Here is a 19,826-nt window from a genome sequence, read left to right on the forward strand (position 1 = left end):
ACAGATGAGGACGGCTTTTTGCAACGCCACAGGGGCGGAAGTTGGGCGTCAGTTCGCCTTTCGTGGTATCGCCTCCCGCCGTTCCCTGAACTCACGCACTCGTTCCGGAACCTCCGAACAGACCGTCCCGCCCTTTCCATATGTCCTACAATAGACTCCTTGATCAGCCGCATGGGCGCTGCGCCAGGGATCGAAGCGTGCAGGATCGGGCCTCGCTACGATTATGAAAACGCCGATCAGGATGGATATTGCGCCGACCGCGACCGCGAGCCCCAAAGGCCCCACCAACCCGGCCTGAAAAAGCGCAATCTCCAGCCGCCGTTGTTTAGATCGCATGAGCGTCTCTCCCAACGGAGGTCGACGCCGCCAAATCCAAGGCCGTTCGTCCATTCTTCGGATGCACCCAGTCGGGCGCGATTTCGGCGATCGGCCCCATCACGAACTTCCGCTCGGCCGCGCGCGGGTGCGGCAGGATCAGCCCGTCCAGATCGCCGCTCAGCCGACCAAAGGCGACCAAGTCCAGGTCCAGGGTGCGCGGGGCGTTGCGAACTGACCGCTGACGGCCGAAGGCGTCCTCGATCCGGCCCAGGGCCGCCATCAGGGCGTGAGGATTGTGATCGGTGCGGACCAGGGCGACGCCGTTAAGAAAGGGCGGATCCTGCGGGTCCGGCCAGGCCAGGGACGACCACCAGGACGACCTGGCCAGGATGTCGATCCCTTCGCTGCGGAAACGTGCGGCCGCCGCCTCCAGCGCCTCGCGACAGGATGACCAGACCCCCTTGTCATTGCAGCCCAGGGCCACGATGACAGCCTGGTCCAGATCGACAGGCGCATCGATTCCCGGTTCGGGGGCGTCGGCCGTCCGGACGCCATTTCGATCATCCCTTTTTGCGGTCTCGACCATGTTTCATCCCACCGACCGGCTGGCGATCTTTATCGACGGCTCCAACCTCTATTCCGCCGCCCGCGCCTTGCAGCACGACATGGACTTCCGGCGCATGCTGGACTGGTTCCGCAGCCGATCCGTTCTGACGCGGGCCTATTATTACACGGCCATCGTCGAGGGCGAAGAATTCTCGCCGGTGAAGCCGCTGGTGGATTGGCTGGACTACAACGGCTTTTCGGTCGTGACCAAGCCGGTCAAGCGGTTCACTGACGGGGCCGGCCACAGCCGGATCAAGGGCAATATGGACATCGAGATCGCGGTGGACATGCTGGAACTGGCCCCGCACATCGACCACGCCGTCCTGTTTTCCGGCGACGGCGATTTCCGCCGCGTGGTCCAGGCGGTTCAGGCCAAGGGGGTGCGGGTCACGGTGATCTCGACGCAAAAAACCCAGCCGCCGCACATCGCCGACGAACTGCGCCGCCAGGCCGACGCCTTCCTGGATCTGAACGACCTGATGGCCGAGTTTGGCCGCCCGAAGGCCGCGCAATGAGCCTGACGCCCGAACCGCCCCGCGACTGCCCGCTGTGCCCGCGTCTGGTCGCCTATCGCCAGGAGAACGCGCGCCAGAACCCCGACTGGTGGAACGGCCCCGCCCCCTCCTTCGGCGATCCGAACGCCCGGCTGCTGATCGCCGGCCTGGCGCCGGGACGCACCGGGGCCAATCGCACCGGCCGCCCCTTCACCGGCGACCATGCGGGCTGGCTGCTCTATTACACGCTGAAGAAGGCCGGATTCGCCCATGGGACCTATGATCCTAACGGCGACGACGACCTGACGCTGAAGGACTGCATGATCACCAACGCCGTGCGGTGCGCCCCGCCCGGCAACAAACCCCTGCCGGTCGAGGAGACGACCTGCCGCCCCTTTCTGATCGACCGGCTGAAACTGTTGCCGAATCTGAAGGTGATCGTGACCCTGGGCGACGTGTCCCGCCGCAACATCCTGAAGGCGTTCGGAAGGCCGGCGTCCGCCATGCCGGCGGGTCATGGGGCGGAAGGCGAAGCCGGGGGCTATGTCATCCTGAACAGCTATCACTGCTCGCGGCTGAACACGAACACCGGGCGGTTGACGCCCGAGATGTTCGAGGCGGTGTTCGCGCGGGTGCGGACGCTGATCGACGCCTGAGGCGCCAGACCGGCGTCAGCCCTTGTCGCGCAGCAGGCGGGCCTTGTCGCGCTGCCAGTCGCGCTCGGCCGAGGCTTCGCGCTTGTCGTGAAGCTTCTTGCCCTTGGCCATGGCGATCTCGATCTTCGCCTTGCCTGCCTCGTTCAGATAGAGGCGCACGGGAATGATGGTCTGGCCGTCGCGCTGGACCGCCCCGATCATGCGGTCGATCTGTTTGCGGTGCAGCAGCAGGCGGCGCGGGCGGCGCGGTTCGTGGTTGAAGCGGTTGGCCTGTTTGTAGGGCGGGATGTCGGCGTTGATCAGGACCAGATCGCGCCCCTCGGGCGAGACATAGCTTTCGGCGATATTGGCCCGGCCGTCGCGCAGGGCCTTGATCTCGGTGCCCAGCAACTGGATGCCGGCCTCGACGAAGTCTTCCAGGAAATAGTCGAATCGGGCCCGCCGGTTTTCCGCGATCACCTTGGTCTTGGGCTGTTCGGACGCCATCAGCCGACGCCCGCGTCCGCCATGGCGCGGTCGATCAGCGGCTTGACCGCGTCCGACGTCGGCGACAGAGGCAGGCGGGCCTCTTCCTCGCACAGACCCAGGCGGGCCAGGGCGTATTTGGTCGGCGCCGGCGAATTATCCAGGAACAGCGCCTTGCACAGGCCGATCAGCCGATCCTGCCAGTCGCGGGCGGCGGCGTAGTCGCCGGCCTGGGCCGCATTGTGCAGGGCCACCATCGCCTCAGGCGCCACGTTCGACGCCACAGAGATCAGGCCCACGCCGCCACAGGCATGATAGCCCAGATAGCTGGAATCATCGCCCGAGATCAGGTCGAACTGGCCGCCGATATTGGCCCGCATCCAGGCGACCCGGCTCATGTCGCCGGTCGCGTCCTTGATCCCGACGATGTTGGGATGGGCGGCCAGGCGGGCCACAGTCTCGTTCGCCAGGTCGGCGCCGGTGCGGCCCGGCACGTTGTAGAGCACGATCGGCAGCTGGACGGCGTCGGCCACGGCCTCGAAATGCGCGGCCATGCCCGCCTGCGACGGACGGATGTAATAGGGCGTCACGATCAGCGCCCCGTCCGCCCCCACCGCCTTGGCGTGGCGCGTCAGGTCGATGGCTTCCTTGGTGTAGGGCGAACCCGTGCCGGCGATGACGCGGGTGCGGCCGGCCGTCAGGCGAACGCACAGCTCGATCACATGCTTGTGCTCGTCCAGATCCATGCTGGCGCCTTCGCCCGTCGTGCCCATCGGCACGACGCCGTGAATCCCTGCGGCGATCTGACGCTCGAGCAATTTGGCGAATGCGGCTTCGTCCACGTTTCCGTCACGAAGTGGTGTGATCAGGGCGGTGATCACGCCCTTGAACAAGGGGGCGGTCATGAGACTAACTTGGCCTGCGTGGGAGGGACGAAGGACGAATGTCCATCGCCTTTGCAATGAGCGCGGGACGTTAGGTCGCCGACGGCTCCGCCGCAACTGGATTGAATGGGAACAGGACAGATCATGATAGCGACCAGTTTGGCGGCGGCCCTCGCCGTCCTTGCGCCCAATCCGCAGGACGTGGTTCCCGGCCAACCTGTTCCCTACACTTCGGTCGCGTCTGTTCCCGGCTATGGCGCGACGCCGCAGCCGCGCGTGCTGAACGATCAGGACACGGCGCTGTTTCGTCAGGGACTGGCCGCCGCCCGCGCACGCAACGTCGGCGCGGCCCAGTCGGCCATGGCCCAGATCGGCGATCCGGCGGCGCGCAAGCTGGTGGAATGGGCCCTGATCGACACCTCGGGCGAGCAGTTGTCCTATGCCGACCTGGCCCGCGCCCATCGCGATCTGGCCGGATGGCCTCGCGCCGATTCGCGTCAGGCGGCGACCGAGAAGGTGCTGGATCGTTCGGGCGCCGCGCCGGACGCCGTTCTGGTCCTGTTCGCCGACGCCAAACCCGCCACGGTCGAGGGAGCGATCGCCTACGCCTCGGCGCTGGAGCAGCGCGGACGGCGTGACGAGGCCCGCGCCCTCGTCCGCGACTGGTGGCGCACCCGCTCGTTCGACGAAGCGCCGCAATCGCGCATACTGGCCCGCTGGGGCGGCTGGTTGAGCCCGGCCGACCACGAGGCGCGGCTGAACATGCTGCTGCTGGGCCAGCACGGCCCGGCGACCCGCGCCATGATCGGCCTGGTCTCGCCCGAGCGCGCAGCCGTCGCCAACGCCGTGATGGCTCTGCGAACGGCCTACAGCCCCGACGCCGTGGTCGCCGGCCTGACCCCGGCCCAGGCCAACGATCCGGCCGTGGTGCTGGAACGCGTCCGCATCCTGCGCTCGCAGAATCGCCAATCGGAGGCCTTCCCCCTGCTGGCCGCCCTGCCCGCCGCCCCGGCGCATACTGTCGGCGACAACACCCTGTGGAGCGAGCGTCGCAACTACTATCTGGACGCGCTTCAGCAGGGCAACTGGCGCGCGGCCTATGACGCCATGAACGGCCACGGCTTCGCCTCGGGCGACCGGATGGTGGACGCCGAATTCTTCGCCGGCTGGGTCGCCCTGACCAAGCTGAACCAGCCCGAGGTCGCGGCCCGCCATTTCGAGGCGTTGCGCACCGCCTCCTCCACCCCGATCACCCAGGGTCGCGCCTTTTACTGGCTGGGCCGCGCGGCGGAGGCGCGGGGCGAGCGCGAGGCGGCGTTGAACTACTACCGCAGCGGGGCACGTCACTGGCAGACCTTCTATGGTCAGCTGGCGGCCGAGAAGGCGGGCATGACGACCCTGCAGCTGCCCGGCGATCCGGCCCCGACACCGCAGGACGTGGCCCGGTTCGAGGCCAATGAGATGGTCCGCGCCACCCGCATCCTGGGCGAGACCGGCGAGATGACCCTGCTGCGCGTCTTCGCCTATCAGTTGGACAACGACTTGCCGGGCATCGAGGATCTGGCTCTGTTGATGGATCTGTCGCGCGGCTATGGCGAAGGCTTCACCGCCATGATGGTCGGTCGCGCCGCCAGCCAACGCGGCTTCGTCATGCCCGAGCGCATGTATCCTGTTCGCGTGCCGCCCCAGGTGGCCGGCGCCGCGCCGCTGGAGTTCACCCAGGCGATCACGCGCCAGGAATCCAGCTTCGATCCGCGCGCCCGCTCCGGCGCCGACGCACGCGGCATGATGCAGTTCCTGCCGTCCACCGCCTCGGGCGTCGCGCGCCGCTTGGGCATGAGTTTCTCCGCCGAGCAACTGTGGGATCCCGACTACAACATGACCCTGGGCAGCTATCACCTGGGCGAGCTGATGGCGGCCAACAACGGATCAATGCTGCTGACGACGGTGGGCTATAACGCCGGCCCGGCGCGGCCGTCCCAGTGGATCGCCCGCTGCGGCGACCCGCGCGGCGACGCCAACGCCGCTATCGACTTCATCGAATGCGCGCCCTTCACCGAGACGCGCAACTATATGATGCGGGTGATGGAGAACATGGCGGTCTACAAGGCGCGGCTGAACGGTGGGTCGGCGCCCCTGACGCCCTCGGCCGACATCGCGCGCGGAACACCGACGGGCGCGCGGCCCTACGCGGCCTACTGAGCGCGACGGGCCGCCAGCAACGGCCCGTCGCGTCCCTTGATCCAGACGCCGTCCAGGCCGAAGACCTGATGCAGCACTTCGGGCGCCAGGGCCTGCATGGGCGGGGCGTCCGCGATCACCCGTCCTTGGTGCAGGACCACGACCCGGTCGGCGACCGAGGCCGCCAGCGTCAGGTCGTGCAGGCTGACCAGCACCCCCGCCCCCGCGTCGGCGCGCGCGCGCAGCCGCTCCAGCACCAGCCGCTGCGCGTCGGGATCCAGGCCCGCGATGGGTTCGTCCGCCAGCAACAGAGGCGCATCCGCGGTCAGCGCCCGCGCCAGCAGCACGCGCGCCCGCTCGCCGCCGGACATCTCCGCCACGCCCCGATCCGCCAGATGACCGACGCCGACCTCCTCCAAGGCAGCCCGCGCCTTGATCAGCGCCGCCGATCCCGACAGGAAGGGCGCACCCAAGGCCGCCACCTCCACCGCCGGCAGGTTCCAGGCGATGCGGCGTTCCTGGGGCAGATAGGCGAACCGCATGGCCCGTTCACGATGCGACAGCCGATCCAGCCGTTCGTCGCCTAGACGCACCTCGCCGGCGTGAATGGGCAGGAGACCCGCCGCCACACGGATGGCGCTGCTCTTGCCCGCGCCGTTCGGCCCGCAAAGGACCACAACCTGACCCGAGGCCACCGACAGATCGGCGGATTCCAGTACGGAGTTCGCCCCGAGCCGAGCATGGACAGCTTCCAGCGACAGCAGGCTCATATCCGCCACTCCCGCGCCGCGCGCCAGGCGATCAGGGCGAACAGGGGCGCGCCGATCAGGGCGGTGACAACGCCCAACTTCAACTCCTGATCCGTGGCCATGACCCGCGCCAGCAGATCGGCCACGACCAGCATCAGTCCGCCGGCCAGGGCCGAGGGCGCCAGGATGCGCCCCGGATCGCCGCGCACCGCCGCACGAACAAGATGCGGTGCGGCCAGACCGACGAAGCCGATCACGCCCGCGACCGCCACGGCCGCTCCGGTGGCCACGGCGGCGGCGATCAGGGCCAGGGCGCGCAGCCGCCCCATGGACAGGCCCGAGGTCGCCGCGCTCTCCTCGCCCAGAGTCAGCATGCGCAGACCCCGGGCCGACAGGGCGGCGAATCCGGCGGCGATCCCCACGGCCGGCGCCACCCAGGCCACATCGATCCAGCTGCGGTTCTGCACCGATCCCAACAGCCAGGCCATCACCTCGGCCTGGGCGATGGGGGATGGCGACAGGTTGAAGATCAGGGCCGTCGCCGCGCCCGCAAAGCTGGACAGGGCCACGCCGAACAGTACCAGCGCCTCGGGCGCCCGCACCAGGCTGGAGGCGACAATCAGCAACGCGCCGGCCAGCCCTGCGCCGATCAGGGCCGAAACCTCGACCACGCCCGGCGTTCCCGCCCCGCCCAGGATGATGGCGAGGGCCGCCCCCAAAGCCGCCGTCGCCGATACGCCCAGAACGCCGGGATCGGCCAAGGGATTGCGCAACAGACCCTGCATCACCGCCCCGACCAGGCCCAGCGCCGCCCCGACGACCAGGGCGCAGACGGCGCGCGGAGCCCGCACCTGCCACAGCACCTCGGCGGGACCGGAGGTCGGATCGTGGAAGGCGGCGGCGTACTGGCCGGGATCGAAAGCCGTCTCGCCGATCAGCACCGCCGCCGTCAGGGCCACAACGATGGCCAGGGTCAGGATCAGCCAAAGCTGGAGTTCACGGCTCATCGCCCACCTTCTTTGCGACCGTCCGCGATCAGCGCCACGCCGTCGGCGGCGAACCAGGCCGGACAGGTCAGGACCGCCGCCGGCAGTCGAGCGGCCGTCCGACCCTGCGCGGCGCGGCGCACCACCGGATGACGACCTGGCCCGCGCCAATCGGACCGGATCTGGTCGAAGAAGCCCAGCACGAACCGCATCGGCGACTGAAGGGCGATCCGCTCCACGCTGACGGCGCCGAAGCCCGGCGCCGTGGTCTGGTTCCGGAACCCGGCCGCCCTCAGCATGGCGTCCACCAATGTCCCCGGCCCGGCCGTGAAGCCGCCCGCCGTCAGATAGACCGCTTGAGGGGCAGGACGCGAAGGCGGCTTCACCGCGTCCAGGCGCGCGTCCATCTGCGCGATCAGGCGCCGCCCGCGCTCGATCTGGCCCAGGCCCTGCGCCACGGTGCGGATATTGGCGCGCACCCCGTCCAGATCGACGGCGTCCTCGATCGTCACGACCCGCGCGCCGCGCTGCTTCAGCGCCTCCAGCAAGCGCGGATCGCCGCCCCAGTATCGCACCACGACCTGAGGCCTGGCGCCGACCGCCGCCTCCAGCGTCGGGCGGACGCGACGCCGACCCGCAGCCTCATGCCGCATCCAGGAATCCGAATCGTCGGCGCGCGGAGACAAAGCCAGGTCGGCGTCGGGCGCCAGGGCCAGCACATATTGATCCGCGCACTGGTCCAGGCTCATCACGCGCAGCGGCGCGGCCTGCGAAGCCTCTCCCGCCAGGACCGCGACGACGAGGCCAAGAACGGTCGCGCGGATCACGAGGTCCGCAACCCTCGGAACAGGGCGTCCAGCGAGGCGTCGACCAACGCCTGCCGCTCGGCCCACGGGAAATAGGGTTTGGTGATCATCAGCGAGACGAGGCCATGCGCACTGGCCCAGATCAGTTGGGCGACCGTCGCCGGGTCGCCACGCATCCGGCCGGCCGCCACCGCCTCGGCCACCGTGGCCTGGAGGCCGACGAACAGGTCTTGGCCCAACTCCTGCGCCATGCCTTGAGCACCCTCGCGCGCCTCGGTCGGTCGGGTCAGGTAGATCAGCCGGTAAGCGTTCGGGTTGTCGAAACCAAAGGCGATATAGGCCTCCACCATGCGCCGTGCGCGCTGTTCGGGTGGGGAATCCAGGGTCGCCAGTCTTTTGGTCGCCTCGATCAGCCGGGCGAAGGCGTCGCGGCAGATTTCCTGCAGAATCTCGCCCTTGTCGGCGAAATGCATGTAGAGCGCCGTGGACGACAGGCCGACCTCGTCGGCGATCTTGCGGATGGTCGCGCCCTCGTAGCCGCGCTCCACAAAGATGCGTTCGGCGGCGGACAGGATTTCCCCGCGCCGGGAATGGCCTTCGCCCTTGGCCTTGCGACCTGAACGCGACGATGGGGGAACGGCGGACAACAGCGACTCCGGATCTGGTTCTTCCTGATAGCGGCTCCGGCGCGCAGACGCCAATCGTCTTGCAGAACACGGTTGTTGGAAATAATGATCACTGGTTGTGCGGTTGGGCGGGGGCGAGTGAATGGTCAAGACGGCGAAGATCGAACGCCCGCGCGGGGCGGCGCGACGTTCGCCGACGCTCGGCCAGGTTCTGTGCTGGTGCCTGGTCCTGGCTGTCCTTGTCGCTGGGTTCGTTCTGTCGGCGGCGCGCACCGTGTTTGTCCTGATCCTGGCGTTGCAGGTCGCCTTCGTCATCGCCGCCCTGTGGCGAGCGATCGTCGCCATCGCCAGCCTGAAACGCGCAGAAACGGCCCCGCCCCCCTTGGAGTGGCCGCGCTATACTGTGCTGGCGGCCCTGCATGACGAAGCGGCCGTAACTCCGCAACTGATCGCCAACCTGACCCGCCTGAACTATCCGCAGCACCGTCTGGAAGGTTTTCTTGTCCTGGAGGCGCACGACCACGCCACCCTGGCCGCCGCCGAGGCGACGCAGAAACCTGCGTGGTTGAAGGTGCTGATCGCACCGCCGGGTCATCCCCTTACCAAGCCCCGCGCCCTGAACCACGCCTTGACACGGGCGACCGGCGATCTGGTCACGATCTACGACGCCGAGGATCGACCCGATCCGGAACAGTTGAGAGCCGCCGCAGCCCGGTTCGCTGCAGAGCCCCGGCTGGGCTGTCTGCAGGCGCCGCTGCGGATCAAGCCGTCTAGACGTCGCGTCGGTTTCCTGGATCGCCAATTCGCCTTCGAATATGCCGCCCTGTTCGAAGTGGTTCTGCCGGGCATGGCGCGGCTGGGCCTTCCCTTTCCGCTGGGCGGCACCAGCAACCATGTGCGGATGGAGGCGCTTCGCGCCGTCGGCGGATGGGACGCCTACAATGTGACCGAGGACGCGGATCTGGGCTTTCGGCTGTGGTCCAGGGGCTGGACCCTGGGCGTCGTCGCCCCGCCGACCGCGGAGACGCCGCCCGGCGGCATCGACCGCTGGCTTCCGCAACGGACCCGCTGGATCAAGGGCTATATGCAGACCTGGGGCGTCCACACGCGCCGACCGACCGGCCTGGGCAGACGCGGCCTGCTGGCCCTGGTCATGACGCTGGGCGCCTCGATCATTTCGGCGGCCGCCCATGCGCCGACCCTGGCCTGGCTGTCCTCGGCGATCCTGATCGGTCTCAGCGCCGGGGTGCGGCCCGAGGCGCCGATCGGCGCCATCGCCGTTCTGACGATGGGGATCGTGGCGTCCTGGACCACCTGCGCCATCGGCGCGCGGCGCGCGGGCCTCCGCTATCGGTGGACAGACATGCTGGCCGCCCCGGCCTACTGGGCTCTGCTCAGCCTGGCCTTCGTCCATGCGCTGTGGCGGCTGGTGATGGAGCCGCACGTCTGGGACAAGACGCCCCATGACCGCGACGAGGACTTGCCCGACCTGACCGCATCCCTCGTCATGACGAAGGCCAAGTCTGGACGCGAGGCCGCCTGAGCGCCTATCAGCGGGCCAATGGCGCCCGTCCTCTCTCCCACTCCCGAAACGCTCGTGACCCGCGGCTGGTCCGACTACGCCCTGCTGGACTCCGGCGACGGCAAGAAGCTGGAACGCTATGGCCGTTACACGGTGGTGCGGCCAGAGCCCCAGTGTTTCTGGTCGCCGCGCGATCCCGCCGCCTTCGAGGCCGCCAACGCCCTGTTCGACCCGCAGCAGGAAGAAGAGGATTCCGGCCGCTGGCGGTTCGACAAGCACGGCCCCATCGACGCCTTTCCACTGAAGTGGCGAGACGTGAAGTTCACGGGACGTTTCACCCCGTTCCGGCATCTGGCCTTCTTCCCCGAACAGGCGGCCAACTGGGACTGGCTGGACGCGCGCATCCGCAAGACAGTGGCGGAAACCGGCGCCGCGCCGCGTGTCCTGAACCTGTTCGGCTATACCGGCGTGGCCAGCCTGGCGGCGGCGGCGGCGGGCGCCGAAGTGACCCACGTCGACGCCTCCAAGAAGTCCGTCGCCTACGCCCGAGAGAACGCCGAACAGTCCGGCCTGGGCGAGCACCCCATCCGCTGGATCGTCGAGGACGCCCGCAAATATGTCGCGCGCGAGGTGCGACGCGGCTCGAAATATCAGGGGATCATCCTGGACCCGCCGAAATACGGGCGCGGCCCGACCGGAGAGGTCTGGCGGCTGTTCGAGGACATGCCCGGCCTGTTGAAGGACTGCGCCGCCTTGCTGGCGGACGACGCCGACTTCCTGCTGCTGAACGCGTATGCGGCGCGGATCTCCGGCCTGTCTCTGGCGCATCTGATGGCGGAGGCGACGAAGGATCGCGGCGGGCGCATCGACTGGGGCGAACTGGCGTTGTCTGAGGACGGGCCGGACGCGCGGGCCATCGGCCTGTCCTTTTTCGCGCGGTGGAGCCGATGAGCGTCCACGATACACATCGCGTCATCACCTCCCTGACCAATGACACGGTCAAGGCGGTGCGCGCCCTGCACATGCGCAAGGAGCGCGAGGCGACCGGGACCTTCCTGGCCGAGGGGCTGAAATTCATCGGCGAGGCCCTGGATCAGGGCCGCGCGCCGCGCATGCTGCTGGTGGGGCAAGACGCCCGCCCCCACCCGCTGCTGGATCGCGCCAAGGCCGAAACGATCCGGGCGGGCGGCGAGATCGTGGTCGTCACCCATCCCATTCTGGAAAAGATCAGCCGCCGGGACAATCCGCAGACGGTGCTGGGCGTGTTCGACCAGGCCTATACCCCGCTGGACAGCCTGGACCCGACCTCGGCGCCCTGCTGGGTCGCGCTGGAGCAGGTGCGTGATCCAGGCAATCTGGGCACCATCATCCGCACGGCCGACGCGGCGGGTTGTGGCGGGGTGATCCTGATCGGCGACTGCGTCGATCCCTATTCCGTCGAGGCGGTGCGGGCCACAATGGGGTCGGTCTTCGCCGTTTCCATCAGCCGGACCAGCCCCGAGGCCTTTCTGACCTGGCGCAAGACCTGGCCCGGCAGCGTCGTCGGCACCCGCTTGGACGCCAAGGTCAGCCACCGCTCGGCCGAAATGCACAAGCCCGCCCTGATCTTGATGGGCAACGAGCAGGCCGGCCTGACCGACGCCCTGGCCGCCGCCTGCGACGTCAATGTGAAGATTCCGATGCGCGGGCGGGCCGACAGCCTGAACCTGGCCATCGCCACGGGAATTATGGTCTATGCGGCGACGGACGACCTCTAGGACGGTTTTTGGGGACGCTTTTCTGGCGCGACCCGACCCAGGCCCCACAAGGCCAGCACGCTGATCAAGGCCGCAGTTGCCAGATAGCCGCCCACCGCCGCCGGGCCATAGGTCTTGGCCAGCTTCATCGCCACGAAGGGCGCCAGGGACGCGCCCAGAATGCCCGCCACGTTGAAGGCCATCGACGCGCCCGTGTAACGCACCGTGGTCGGGAAGGGTCGCGCCATGGCCGTGCCGATGGGGCCATAGGTACACCCCATCAGACCGAACCCCAGGGCGAAGAAGATCAACAGGCCGGTCAGCCCCAGGCCGAACAGCGGCTGGAACAGGGCGCCGAACAGGCCGATGCCCACGGTGGACCAGATCATCACCCTAATCTGTCCGAAGCGATCCGCCAAAAGGGCCGTCACCGGAATGAAGGCGGCGAAGAACAGCACGCCGATCAGTTGGACGGGCAGGACATCGGCGCGGTCCAGCCCCATGCCGGTGGTGGCCCAGCCCAGTGCGAAGACGGTCATCAGATAGAACAGCGTGAAGGTGGTCACGCCGCTGAGCGCGCCCAGGACCAGAGCGGCCTTGTGGTGGGCGAACAGGGCGGCGGCCGGCGCCTTTTCCTGTTCGTGGCGGTCGGCGACTTTCTGAAACTCGGGCGTCTCGGTGATCTTGAGCCGAACCCACAGGCCGACGAAAACCAGCAGCGCGCTGGCGATAAAGGGAATGCGCCAGCCCCAGGCCTCGAAGCTGGTCTCGGGCATGGCCGCCGTCAGGACGATAAAGGAGGCGGTGGACAGGATGAAGCCGATGGGCGCGCCCAGTTGCGGGAACATGCCGAACCAGGCCTTCTTGCCCGCAGGCGCGTTCTCGGTCGCCAGCAACACCGCCCCGCCCCACTCGCCGCCCAGGCCCAGTCCCTGACCGAACCGACACAGGGCCAGCAGCAGGGGCGCCAGCAGCCCGACCTGATCATGCGTCGGCAGAAGACCGATGGCGACGGTGGACAGTCCCATGGTCACCAGGGCCGCGACCAGAGTCGCCTTGCGCCCTACCCGATCACCGAAATGGCCGAACGCCAGGGCGCCGATGGGCCGTGCGAAGAAGGCGATGGAGAAGGTGGCGAAGGACGACAGCAGGGCCGTGGTCGGATCCCCGCCCGGAAAGAACAGCTTCGGAAACACCAGGACCGCCGCCGTGGCGTAGATGTAGAAGTCGTAGAACTCGATGGTGGTGCCGATCAGGCTGGCGAACAGAACGCGCCCGTTTCTGGCTTTGGACGAAATATTGCGAGCGTCGGTCACGGCGAAATCCTGTTTTTAAGCAAGGGCAATGCGGCGATCGCCCGCCCCGGTCAAGGGCGCTCAGGTTCCACGGGGTTTGGCGCGGTTGGTGGCCTGAGCCTCGGCCGGGTTTTCAGGCCAGGGGTGGCGGGGATAGCGGCCGCGCATCTCGGCGCGCACCGCCGCCCAGGAGCCGGCCCAGAAGCCCGGCAGATCCTTCGTCACCTGCACTGGACGCCGCGCCGGCGACAGCAGGGCCAGGGTCAGGGGAACGCGACCGCCGCCCACCGTGGGATGGGTGGTCACGCCGAACAGCTCCTGCACCCGGATGTCCACGCGCGGCCCGCCCTCGGCGGCGTAGTCGATGCCGGACGAACCCAGCGGAGTCGTCAGCCGTGCGGGGGCCAGTTCGTCCAGGCGGCGCTGCAGGTCCCACGGAATCAGGCCGCGCAGGCCGTCCGCCAATTTGCCGTCGCCGACCGCCTCCAGCGACCGCGCGCCCTCCAGCAAGGGCCACAGCCAAGCGTCCGCGGCCTGGATCAGGGCGACGTCCGACATGTCGGGCCAGGCCGGATCGAGGGCGTGCAGGAAGGCCAGTCGCGCCCGCAGCGCCGTCGCCTGCTCGCCCCAGTTCAACACGCCCAGCCCCTCCGCCTGGACCTCGGCGCGCAGGGCGGCCGACAGTGCGCCGGCGTCCGGCGCGCCGGTGATCCGTTCGTCCAGCACCACGGCGCCCAGCCTTCGGGCACGCCGGATCACCATCCTGCCAGACGGTTCCTTGGCCAGCCGGTCCTCCTCCGAAATCAGCCGCGCCAAATCGGTTTCGATCCTCGCCGCGTCCAGGGCCGCGGCCAGACGCACCCGATCGCGCGCATCGCCTCCGCCTAGTTCCGCCACCGCCAGCCAAGGTTCGCGCGCCAGGTGATCGGACGGTTCCAGCGCCGCGCCCCGTCCGCTGGCCAGCAGCAATTCTCCCGGCTTGCCGCGCGCCCGAGCGATGCGCTCGGGAAAGGCTTCGGCCAGCAGAAGGCCCGGATCGGCCGCCTGCCCCGCCCCGCCGCCTGCCGCGCGCGCCCAGCGGTCGGCCAGCTTCATCGCATCGCGTGCCCGCTGCGACCGATCGCGCGCCAGACCGGTCAGGCGGTCGGCCAAATCCACGCTGTTTCCGCCCAGGCCAGGCTCGCTCAGGATCGCCGCGATCCGCGCGCCGGTCAGGGCGTCTCCGCCGTCCGAGGCGACAGCGACCATGTGGGCCAGGCGCGGCGACAGCGGGATGCGCGTCAATCGCCGGCCGTGCGGGGACAGGGCGCCGTCCGCCTCTAGCGCTCCCAGTTGGCCCAGCACCTTGCGCGCCTCGGCCATGGCCCCGGCCGGCGGCGGGTCCAAGAAGGCCAGCCCTTCCGTCGAGCGCGCGCCCCAACGCGCCAGGTCCAGCGCCAGACCGGTCAGATCGGCCTCCTGAATTTCCGGCCGTTGATGCGGGACCAGGCCGCGCGTCTGTTCCTCGTCCCACAGGCGATAGCAGACGCCCGGCTCGGTGCGCCCGGCCCGTCCGCGCCGCTGTTCGGCGGAGGAGCGGCTGACCCGCACGGTCGCCAGCCGGGTCAGGCCGCTGGACGGCTCGAACCGCGGCACGCGCGACAGGCCGCCGTCGATCACGACCCGCACCCCCTCGATGGTCAGACTGGTCTCGGCCACCGAAGTCGCCAGCACCAGCTTGCGCCGCCCCGGCTGGGCGGGCTCCACGGCGCGATCCTGCTCGGCGCGGTCCAGGCCGCCGTACAGGGGCACGACATCGACGTTCGGCAGACGCAACCGCTCACCGACCAGGCGCGCCACTCGGTGGATCTCGCCCTGCCCCGGCAGAAAGGCCAGGACCGAACCCGCCTCTTCGCCCAGCGCCAGCAGACAGGCGCGGGCCATCGCCTCCTCGAACCGTTCGGCCGGATTGCGGCCCAGATAGCGGGTCTCGACCGGAAAGACCCGGCCTTCGGCTTCTATGACCGGGGCCAGTTCGCCCGCGTCCGTGGCCAGCAGGCGCGAGACGCCCGCCACGTCCAGGGTCGCCGACATGACCAGCAGCCGCAGGTCCTCGCGCAGCAATGACTGGCTCTCGCGCGCCAGGGCCAGCCCCAGGTCGGCGTCCAGACTGCGTTCGTGGAATTCGTCGAACAGGACCGCGCCCGCGCCCTCCAGCGCCGGATCGTCCAGGATCATGCGGGTGAAGACGCCTTCGGTGATCACCTCGATCCGCGTGCGGGGGCCGAGACGGCTTTGAAGACGGGTGCGATAGCCGACGGTCTCGCCCGTCTCCTGGTTCAGGGTCCTGGCCATTCGGTCGGCGGCGGCGCGCGCGGCCAGGCGTCGCGGCTCCAGCACCAGAATGCGCCCCTCCCCCAGCCAGGGCTGATCCAGCAGAGCCAGGGGCACGACCGTCGTCTTGCCGGCCCCCGGCGGCGCGGCCAGGACCGCCGTATTGCCCCGCGACAAGACGGTCTTCAACGGCTCCAGGACGGCGTGGATCGGCAGCATTTGCGGCCTCTAGCCTGTCCAGGGGCGATCACGAAAGCGTCGTCATGCCTTTACCGGCCCGTCATCCGCGTTGCGCAGCGGGATTTCCCCCGCTAGCGTCCGCCCAAACCAGCCGAGGGGCTGTGGTAAACGTGGGGATATTCAATGTGGCGCGTTAAGTCGCTCGACGCGATTCTGGCCACGGCCGAGAAGAAATCGCTTCATCGGTCGCTCGGTCCTATCCAGCTGACGCTTCTGGGGATCGGGGCCATCATCGGCACCGGCATCTTCGTTCTGACGGCCGCAGCCGCGCAGAAGGCCGGCCCCGGCATGATGATCAGCTTCGTCATCGCGGGCGCGGTCTGCGCCGTGGCGGCGCTGTGCTATTCGGAACTGGCGGCCATGGCCCCTGTGTCCGGCTCGGCCTACACCTACACCTATGCCGTCATGGGCGAACTGCTGGCCTGGACGGTCGGCTGGGCCCTGATCCTGGAATACGCCGTGGCGGCCTCGGCCGTGTCGGTGGGCTGGTCCGGCTATGTGCTCGGGCTGATCGAGAAGGGGCTAGGGTTCGACTTCCCTGATCTGTTGTCCGCCGGACCGACCTGGGCGATGCACGGCCTCATTCCCGTGCCCGACTTCTCGGCCGGCATCGTCAACATCCCCGCCATCGTCGTGGCCCTTCTGGTAACGGCCCTGCTGATGATCGGCACGACGGAGTCGGCGCGCGTGAACGCCGCCTTGGTCGCCATCAAGGTCGCCGCCCTGACCGTCTTCATCGTCATCACCCTGCCGGTGGTGCAAGCCGCCAACCTGACGCCCTTCGCGCCGAACGGTCTGTTCGGTCAGTATTCGGGCATGGGCATTGTCGGGGCCGCCGCCTCGATCTTCTTCGCCTATGTCGGCTTCGACGCCGTATCGACCGCCGCCGAAGAAACCAAGAACCCTCAACGCAACGTGCCGATCGGCCTGATCGGCTCGCTGGCCATCTGCACCATCTTCTATCTGCTGGTCGCCCTGGGCGCGGCCGGCGCCATCGGCGCCCAGCCCGTGCTCGGCGCCGCCGGTCAGGCCGTGGAGCCCGGTTCGCCCGCCTTCGTCGCGGCCTGCGCCCTGCCCGCCAACGCCGACCGTCTGGTCTGCTCCAACGAGGCGCTGGCCCATGTCCTGCGCGTCGTCGGCCATCCGCAGATCGGCAACGCCCTGGGCACCGCCGCCTTGCTGGCCCTGCCTTCGGTCATCCTGATGATGATCTACGGCCAGACCCGCATCTTCTTCGTCATGGCGCGCGACGGCCTGCTGCCGGAAGGCCTGACCAAGATCCACTCCAAGTGGAAGACTCCCTATATCGTCACCCTGGCCACCGGCATCGCGGTCGCCATCGCCGGCGCCTTGTTCCCGGTCGGCAAACTGGCCGACATCTCCAACTCTGGCACCCTGTTCGCCTTCTTCATGGTGTCGATCGCGGTGCTGGTGCTGCGGGTGAAGGATCCGAACCGCAAGCGTCCGTTCCGGACGCCGCTGATCTGGGTCTTTGCGCCCCTGTCGGCGCTGGGCTGCGCCTTCCTGTTCTGGAACCTGCCGCACGACGCCAAGATGGTGCTGCCGATCTGGGGCGGTCTGGGCCTGTTGATCTATTTCGCCTACGGCTATCGCAAGAGCCACGTGGCCCGCGGCCTGGTCGAGGTGCACGAGACCGACAGTGACGCGCCGCCGCCGCCGGTCCCGCCGATTCAGTAGGACGACAGCGCCGGGCCTGTGCGCCAGGCCCACCTCTGGCCTCGAGCAGCCCGAAGGGCGGTAGGCCAAGAAAAGAAGAAAAGGCCCCGGAGCGATCCGGGGCCTTTTTGCTTTGGTGCGGATGAGAGGACTCGAACCTCCACGCCCTGCGGCGCTGGAACCTAAATCCAGTGCGTCTACCAGTTCCGCCACATCCGCATCGGGCAGGTCGCGGCTTCTACGGGCGTTTTCGGCCCTCGGCAAGACGGCGCGACCGCCTCAGCGCCGGCCGGCGACGAGTTCGTTGCGAATGGTGCGGCCCAGGGGATCGCGGGCGCGCCAGCTATCGCCGACATCGGCCTCCACCATCGGGCTGCAGAAACGGGGCAGGAACTGACGCGGGCGGAAGCCGGACAGGCACAGTTTGTCGTTCTCGACGGACCAACGCGCCTCCAGCCGCCGGCCATCGGAAAACTGGGACGAATAGCGACCGCCGGGCTCGAAATAGTGTTTGACCCACTCGCCGTTGGGATAGTGGGAGATGATGGTGTTTCCGAAAGCGCGGGACATGTCGGCCTGGGCCGACCCCACGACGCCAAACGCCGCCAAGGCCAAGGCGATCACGCCGCCCGCTGTTGAAATCCTCATGCCCCGCTCCCGCGCTCTCCTATCGAATATCGCCGATAGGAAAGCGCAGACAAGAGGCGGGTTCCGGCTCAGCCGTTTCCGCGACGACCGGCCTCGAACAGGAACCAGACGCGCTTTTCGGTTTCGTCCACCCAGTTCTCCAGCAGGCTGGCGGTGGCGATGTCGTTATGCTCGTCGCAGAGGTCGTGAACCTCGCGCATTCGATTGATCAGGTCGTGGTTGTCGTCCCGAAGCTCGGCCAGCATGTCCAGGGCGTCGACGAAGTCGGCGTCATTGTCGGCGATGCGGCTTTCCTTGGCGATCTGACCGATGGAGCGCAGGGTCGTCCCGCCGATCTTGCGGGCGCGTTCGGCCATCGGATCGGTCATGGCCAGGATCTCCGCCGACTGTTCGTCCAGCATCAGATGGTAGTCGCGGAAATGCGGTCCAGAGACGTGCCAGTGGAAATTCTTGGTCTTGATATAGAGGGCGAACACATCCGCCAGCAGGCCGGTCAGGGCCGCCGAAATGTCGCGCGTGGCGTCTTCCGACAGGCTGGTGGGGGTTCTGAGCGGCGCCAGACGCTTTTCACGAGCGGTGACCATGGGGATTCTCCTCGGCTGCGATCCTAACCGTCTAGCTAGGAAACCGGACGCTCCGATGAAAGCCCGGCCGGAGCCAAGAATGTGTCGAGCGGCGTTTTGTTCGCCGCGCCGTGGCGGACGATCAAGAGTATCTTCGCTTGAAGGAGAAGATGGTCGGAGTGAGAGGATTCGAACCTCCGACCCCTGCGTCCCGAACGCAGTGCTCTACCAGGCTGAGCCACACTCCGACCGTGGGAGCGGGCCGGAAAGGCGTCGCTCCGAAGTGAGGACGCGGCTTATAAACACGGGTTTCGGAACCCGCAAGCACCCATTTCGCCCGTAGGGGAAAGCCGAGGAAAATGTCCTGTAAGAGGGTGTTGCATCCGAAAACGGTTTGGCCTATCTGACCGCCTCCGCCGCACAGCGTCGCTGCGGAAACGCCGGACCTGCTGGGGAATGGTGTAATGGTAACACTACGGTTTTTGGTACCGTCATTCTAGGTTCGAGTCCTAGTTCCCCAGCCATCCATTAGCAGTCCGAGCAGCGATGCCGGTTAGCCCAATCTTCAAGGCTTTCCGGGCATCGTGCTAAGGAAAACTGCTAATAATGGCCTTCATGGAAAACGTGATGCTTCGAGGCACGACGTTTTACGTCGTCCTCAACATTCCCTTGGCCGCGCGCCCAGCGTTCGCGGGCAAGGCTCAGGTGTGGAAATCGCTTCGCACGAAGGACAAGACGGAGGCCCGGAACCGTGCGGCACCCGTTCTTGCTGCGCTTGAGGCACAGGTCAAAGCCGCATCCGCTCGTGCCGCTCCAACCGCGCCCGCCTCCGCCGTTCAACAGCGCATCATCATCCCCCGCGATCATGGCCTAGCTGCGATTGAACGCTGGCGCTTGGCGAGCATTCAGCGGGCCTACGATGAACACTGGAACGATGCGGCACCGCCATTCTCGAACCTCTCTGACGAGGGGCGACGCCTCTCCGACATCCGCTACAGGCTGTCGGTTGTGGATCGGCGTGGAAAAGGGACCCCGTTAGCGGTGTGATCGGCGTCGAATAA

Annotated in this window: 19 protein-coding genes and 3 tRNA genes; 9 read left to right on the forward strand and 13 right to left on the reverse strand. The window is 68.1% G+C overall.

The genetic code is table 11. The features are described from left to right. Window positions 1–325 precede the first annotated feature (325 nt). A complete protein-coding gene (gene folK / locus ACWPV3_RS11275; RefSeq protein WP_453977907.1) occupies window positions 326–904 on the reverse strand; it encodes a 2-amino-4-hydroxy-6-hydroxymethyldihydropteridine diphosphokinase in 579 nt (192 codons plus the stop codon). Here folK and ACWPV3_RS11280 point away from each other — a divergent pair. Both ACWPV3_RS11280 and ACWPV3_RS11285 read left to right on the forward strand, forming a co-directional pair. Next, window positions 903–1,439, forward strand: a complete 537-nt coding sequence (locus tag ACWPV3_RS11280; protein WP_292176654.1) for a LabA-like NYN domain-containing protein — start codon at window positions 903–905, stop codon at window positions 1,437–1,439. The two genes, folK and ACWPV3_RS11280, sit on opposite strands and share 2 nt — an antisense overlap. Continuing rightward, entirely contained in the window at window positions 1,436–2,074 is a 639-nt protein-coding gene (locus ACWPV3_RS11285) for a uracil-DNA glycosylase (protein ID WP_313453025.1), read from the forward strand. Before ACWPV3_RS11280 ends, ACWPV3_RS11285 begins: the two co-directional genes overlap by 4 nt. A gap of 15 nt (window positions 2,075–2,089) precedes the next feature. Here the strand turns inward: ACWPV3_RS11285 and smpB are convergent, their stop codons facing one another. Together smpB and dapA are read right to left on the reverse strand one after the other, a co-directional pair. Beyond that, window positions 2,090–2,560 carry an SsrA-binding protein SmpB gene (gene smpB, locus ACWPV3_RS11290; RefSeq protein ID WP_292087121.1) on the reverse strand — a complete coding sequence of 157 codons (471 nt, stop codon included), beginning with the start codon at window positions 2,558–2,560 and terminating at the stop codon, window positions 2,090–2,092. Beyond that, on the reverse strand, window positions 2,560–3,444 hold the full coding sequence (gene dapA, locus ACWPV3_RS11295) for a 4-hydroxy-tetrahydrodipicolinate synthase (RefSeq protein ID WP_453977908.1): 885 nt from the start codon (window positions 3,442–3,444) through the stop codon (window positions 2,560–2,562). Before dapA ends, smpB begins: the two co-directional genes overlap by 1 nt. 123 nt (window positions 3,445–3,567) lie before the next feature. On the opposite strand from dapA, the gene ACWPV3_RS11300 reads away from it, so the two are divergent. Next, window positions 3,568–5,625, forward strand: coding sequence for a lytic transglycosylase domain-containing protein (locus ACWPV3_RS11300; protein WP_453977909.1), 2,058 nt, complete (start codon window positions 3,568–3,570; stop codon window positions 5,623–5,625). Here the strand turns inward: ACWPV3_RS11300 and ACWPV3_RS11305 are convergent. From ACWPV3_RS11305 to ACWPV3_RS11320, 4 genes are read right to left on the reverse strand one after another with little or no spacing between them, the layout of a single operon-like run. Next, window positions 5,619–6,374 (reverse strand): ABC transporter ATP-binding protein, encoded by a 756-nt coding sequence (locus tag ACWPV3_RS11305; protein ID WP_453977910.1) that lies wholly within the window; start codon window positions 6,372–6,374, stop codon window positions 5,619–5,621. The two genes, ACWPV3_RS11300 and ACWPV3_RS11305, sit on opposite strands and share 7 nt — an antisense overlap. Beyond that, window positions 6,371–7,360 carry a FecCD family ABC transporter permease gene (locus ACWPV3_RS11310; RefSeq protein ID WP_453977911.1) on the reverse strand — a complete coding sequence of 330 codons (990 nt, stop codon included), beginning with the start codon at window positions 7,358–7,360 and terminating at the stop codon, window positions 6,371–6,373. The genes ACWPV3_RS11305 and ACWPV3_RS11310 overlap by 4 nt, the downstream gene beginning before the upstream one ends. After that, a complete protein-coding gene (locus ACWPV3_RS11315) occupies window positions 7,357–8,163 on the reverse strand; it encodes an ABC transporter substrate-binding protein (RefSeq protein WP_453978527.1) in 807 nt (268 codons plus the stop codon). Before ACWPV3_RS11315 ends, ACWPV3_RS11310 begins: the two co-directional genes overlap by 4 nt. Next, window positions 8,163–8,792 (reverse strand): TetR/AcrR family transcriptional regulator, encoded by a 630-nt coding sequence (locus tag ACWPV3_RS11320; protein WP_453977912.1) that lies wholly within the window; start codon window positions 8,790–8,792, stop codon window positions 8,163–8,165. The genes ACWPV3_RS11315 and ACWPV3_RS11320 overlap by 1 nt, the downstream gene beginning before the upstream one ends. A gap of 121 nt (window positions 8,793–8,913) precedes the next feature. Here ACWPV3_RS11320 and ACWPV3_RS11325 point away from each other — a divergent pair, with 121 nt between their 5' ends. The 3 genes from ACWPV3_RS11325 to ACWPV3_RS11335 are packed head-to-tail and all read left to right on the forward strand — an operon-like array spanning window position 8,914 to window position 12,050. After that, complete coding sequence (locus ACWPV3_RS11325; RefSeq protein WP_453977913.1) at window positions 8,914–10,314, forward strand: glycosyltransferase family 2 protein; 1,401 nt, start codon at window positions 8,914–8,916, stop codon at window positions 10,312–10,314. Between the two features lie 18 nt (window positions 10,315–10,332). Next, the gene (locus ACWPV3_RS11330; protein ID WP_453977914.1) at window positions 10,333–11,244 is read left to right on the forward strand and encodes a class I SAM-dependent methyltransferase; all 912 of its coding nucleotides are present in this window, start codon (window positions 10,333–10,335) and stop codon (window positions 11,242–11,244) included. Further along, on the forward strand, window positions 11,241–12,050 hold the full coding sequence (locus ACWPV3_RS11335; RefSeq protein ID WP_453977915.1) for a TrmH family RNA methyltransferase: 810 nt from the start codon (window positions 11,241–11,243) through the stop codon (window positions 12,048–12,050). Before ACWPV3_RS11330 ends, ACWPV3_RS11335 begins: the two co-directional genes overlap by 4 nt. Here ACWPV3_RS11335 and ACWPV3_RS11340 read toward each other — a convergent pair. Continuing rightward, window positions 12,047–13,345, reverse strand: a complete 1,299-nt coding sequence (locus ACWPV3_RS11340) for an MFS transporter (protein WP_453977916.1) — start codon at window positions 13,343–13,345, stop codon at window positions 12,047–12,049. The genes ACWPV3_RS11335 and ACWPV3_RS11340 overlap by 4 nt on opposite strands. Window positions 13,346–13,405: 60 nt before the next feature. Next, the gene (hrpB, locus tag ACWPV3_RS11345) at window positions 13,406–15,856 is read right to left on the reverse strand and encodes an ATP-dependent helicase HrpB (RefSeq protein ID WP_453977917.1); all 2,451 of its coding nucleotides are present in this window, start codon (window positions 15,854–15,856) and stop codon (window positions 13,406–13,408) included. A gap of 144 nt (window positions 15,857–16,000) precedes the next feature. Here hrpB and ACWPV3_RS11350 point away from each other — a divergent pair, with 144 nt between their 5' ends. Continuing rightward, on the forward strand, window positions 16,001–17,575 hold the full coding sequence (locus ACWPV3_RS11350; protein WP_453977918.1) for an amino acid permease: 1,575 nt from the start codon (window positions 16,001–16,003) through the stop codon (window positions 17,573–17,575). A gap of 113 nt (window positions 17,576–17,688) precedes the next feature. Here the strand turns inward: ACWPV3_RS11350 and ACWPV3_RS11355 are convergent. The 4 genes from ACWPV3_RS11355 to ACWPV3_RS11370 form a co-directional block, all read right to left on the reverse strand. Further along, a tRNA-Leu gene (locus tag ACWPV3_RS11355) sits at window positions 17,689–17,773 on the reverse strand. A 60-nt stretch (window positions 17,774–17,833) separates the two neighbouring features. Then, window positions 17,834–18,202 carry a hypothetical protein gene (locus ACWPV3_RS11360; protein ID WP_453977919.1) on the reverse strand — a complete coding sequence of 123 codons (369 nt, stop codon included), beginning with the start codon at window positions 18,200–18,202 and terminating at the stop codon, window positions 17,834–17,836. A gap of 68 nt (window positions 18,203–18,270) precedes the next feature. Then, the gene (locus tag ACWPV3_RS11365; RefSeq protein ID WP_292087106.1) at window positions 18,271–18,786 is read right to left on the reverse strand and encodes a Dps family protein; all 516 of its coding nucleotides are present in this window, start codon (window positions 18,784–18,786) and stop codon (window positions 18,271–18,273) included. Between the two features lie 150 nt (window positions 18,787–18,936). Next, window positions 18,937–19,013 (reverse strand) — tRNA-Pro (locus tag ACWPV3_RS11370). Window positions 19,014–19,215: 202 nt separating this feature from the next. Between ACWPV3_RS11370 and ACWPV3_RS11375 the strand changes: the two genes are divergently transcribed. Both ACWPV3_RS11375 and ACWPV3_RS11380 read left to right on the forward strand, forming a co-directional pair. Continuing rightward, window positions 19,216–19,289: transfer RNA gene (locus ACWPV3_RS11375), tRNA-Gln, on the forward strand. An 82-nt stretch (window positions 19,290–19,371) separates the two neighbouring features. Beyond that, window positions 19,372–19,812 carry a DUF6538 domain-containing protein gene (locus tag ACWPV3_RS11380; protein WP_453977920.1) on the forward strand — a complete coding sequence of 147 codons (441 nt, stop codon included), beginning with the start codon at window positions 19,372–19,374 and terminating at the stop codon, window positions 19,810–19,812. The last annotated feature ends 14 nt before the right edge of the window (window positions 19,813–19,826 follow it).

This window comes from Brevundimonas sp. Marseille-Q4549 (genome assembly GCF_976940555.1).

Excerpts from the sequence above, each read along its gene's own strand:
- ACWPV3_RS11350 (WP_453977918.1), top strand. The coding sequence starts at position 16,001 with ATGTGGCGCGTTAAGTCGCTCGACGCGATTCTGGCCACGGCCGAGAAG.
- ACWPV3_RS11325 (WP_453977913.1), top strand. The coding sequence starts at position 8,914 with ATGGTCAAGACGGCGAAGATCGAACGCCCGCGCGGGGCGGCGCGACGT.
- ACWPV3_RS11280 (WP_292176654.1), top strand. The coding sequence starts at position 903 with ATGTTTCATCCCACCGACCGGCTGGCGATCTTTATCGACGGCTCCAAC.
- ACWPV3_RS11360 (WP_453977919.1), bottom strand. The coding sequence starts at position 18,202 with ATGAGGATTTCAACAGCGGGCGGCGTGATCGCCTTGGCCTTGGCGGCG.
- hrpB (WP_453977917.1), bottom strand. The coding sequence starts at position 15,856 with ATGCTGCCGATCCACGCCGTCCTGGAGCCGTTGAAGACCGTCTTGTCG.
- ACWPV3_RS11335 (WP_453977915.1), top strand. The coding sequence starts at position 11,241 with ATGAGCGTCCACGATACACATCGCGTCATCACCTCCCTGACCAATGAC.
- ACWPV3_RS11300 (WP_453977909.1), top strand. The coding sequence starts at position 3,568 with ATGATAGCGACCAGTTTGGCGGCGGCCCTCGCCGTCCTTGCGCCCAAT.
- smpB (WP_292087121.1), bottom strand. The coding sequence starts at position 2,560 with ATGGCGTCCGAACAGCCCAAGACCAAGGTGATCGCGGAAAACCGGCGG.
- folK (WP_453977907.1), bottom strand. The coding sequence starts at position 904 with ATGGTCGAGACCGCAAAAAGGGATGATCGAAATGGCGTCCGGACGGCC.
- ACWPV3_RS11285 (WP_313453025.1), top strand. The coding sequence starts at position 1,436 with ATGAGCCTGACGCCCGAACCGCCCCGCGACTGCCCGCTGTGCCCGCGT.
- ACWPV3_RS11380 (WP_453977920.1), top strand. The coding sequence starts at position 19,372 with ATGGCCTTCATGGAAAACGTGATGCTTCGAGGCACGACGTTTTACGTC.
- ACWPV3_RS11330 (WP_453977914.1), top strand. The coding sequence starts at position 10,333 with ATGGCGCCCGTCCTCTCTCCCACTCCCGAAACGCTCGTGACCCGCGGC.
- ACWPV3_RS11310 (WP_453977911.1), bottom strand. The coding sequence starts at position 7,360 with ATGAGCCGTGAACTCCAGCTTTGGCTGATCCTGACCCTGGCCATCGTT.
- ACWPV3_RS11365 (WP_292087106.1), bottom strand. The coding sequence starts at position 18,786 with ATGGTCACCGCTCGTGAAAAGCGTCTGGCGCCGCTCAGAACCCCCACC.
- ACWPV3_RS11305 (WP_453977910.1), bottom strand. The coding sequence starts at position 6,374 with ATGAGCCTGCTGTCGCTGGAAGCTGTCCATGCTCGGCTCGGGGCGAAC.
- dapA (WP_453977908.1), bottom strand. The coding sequence starts at position 3,444 with ATGACCGCCCCCTTGTTCAAGGGCGTGATCACCGCCCTGATCACACCA.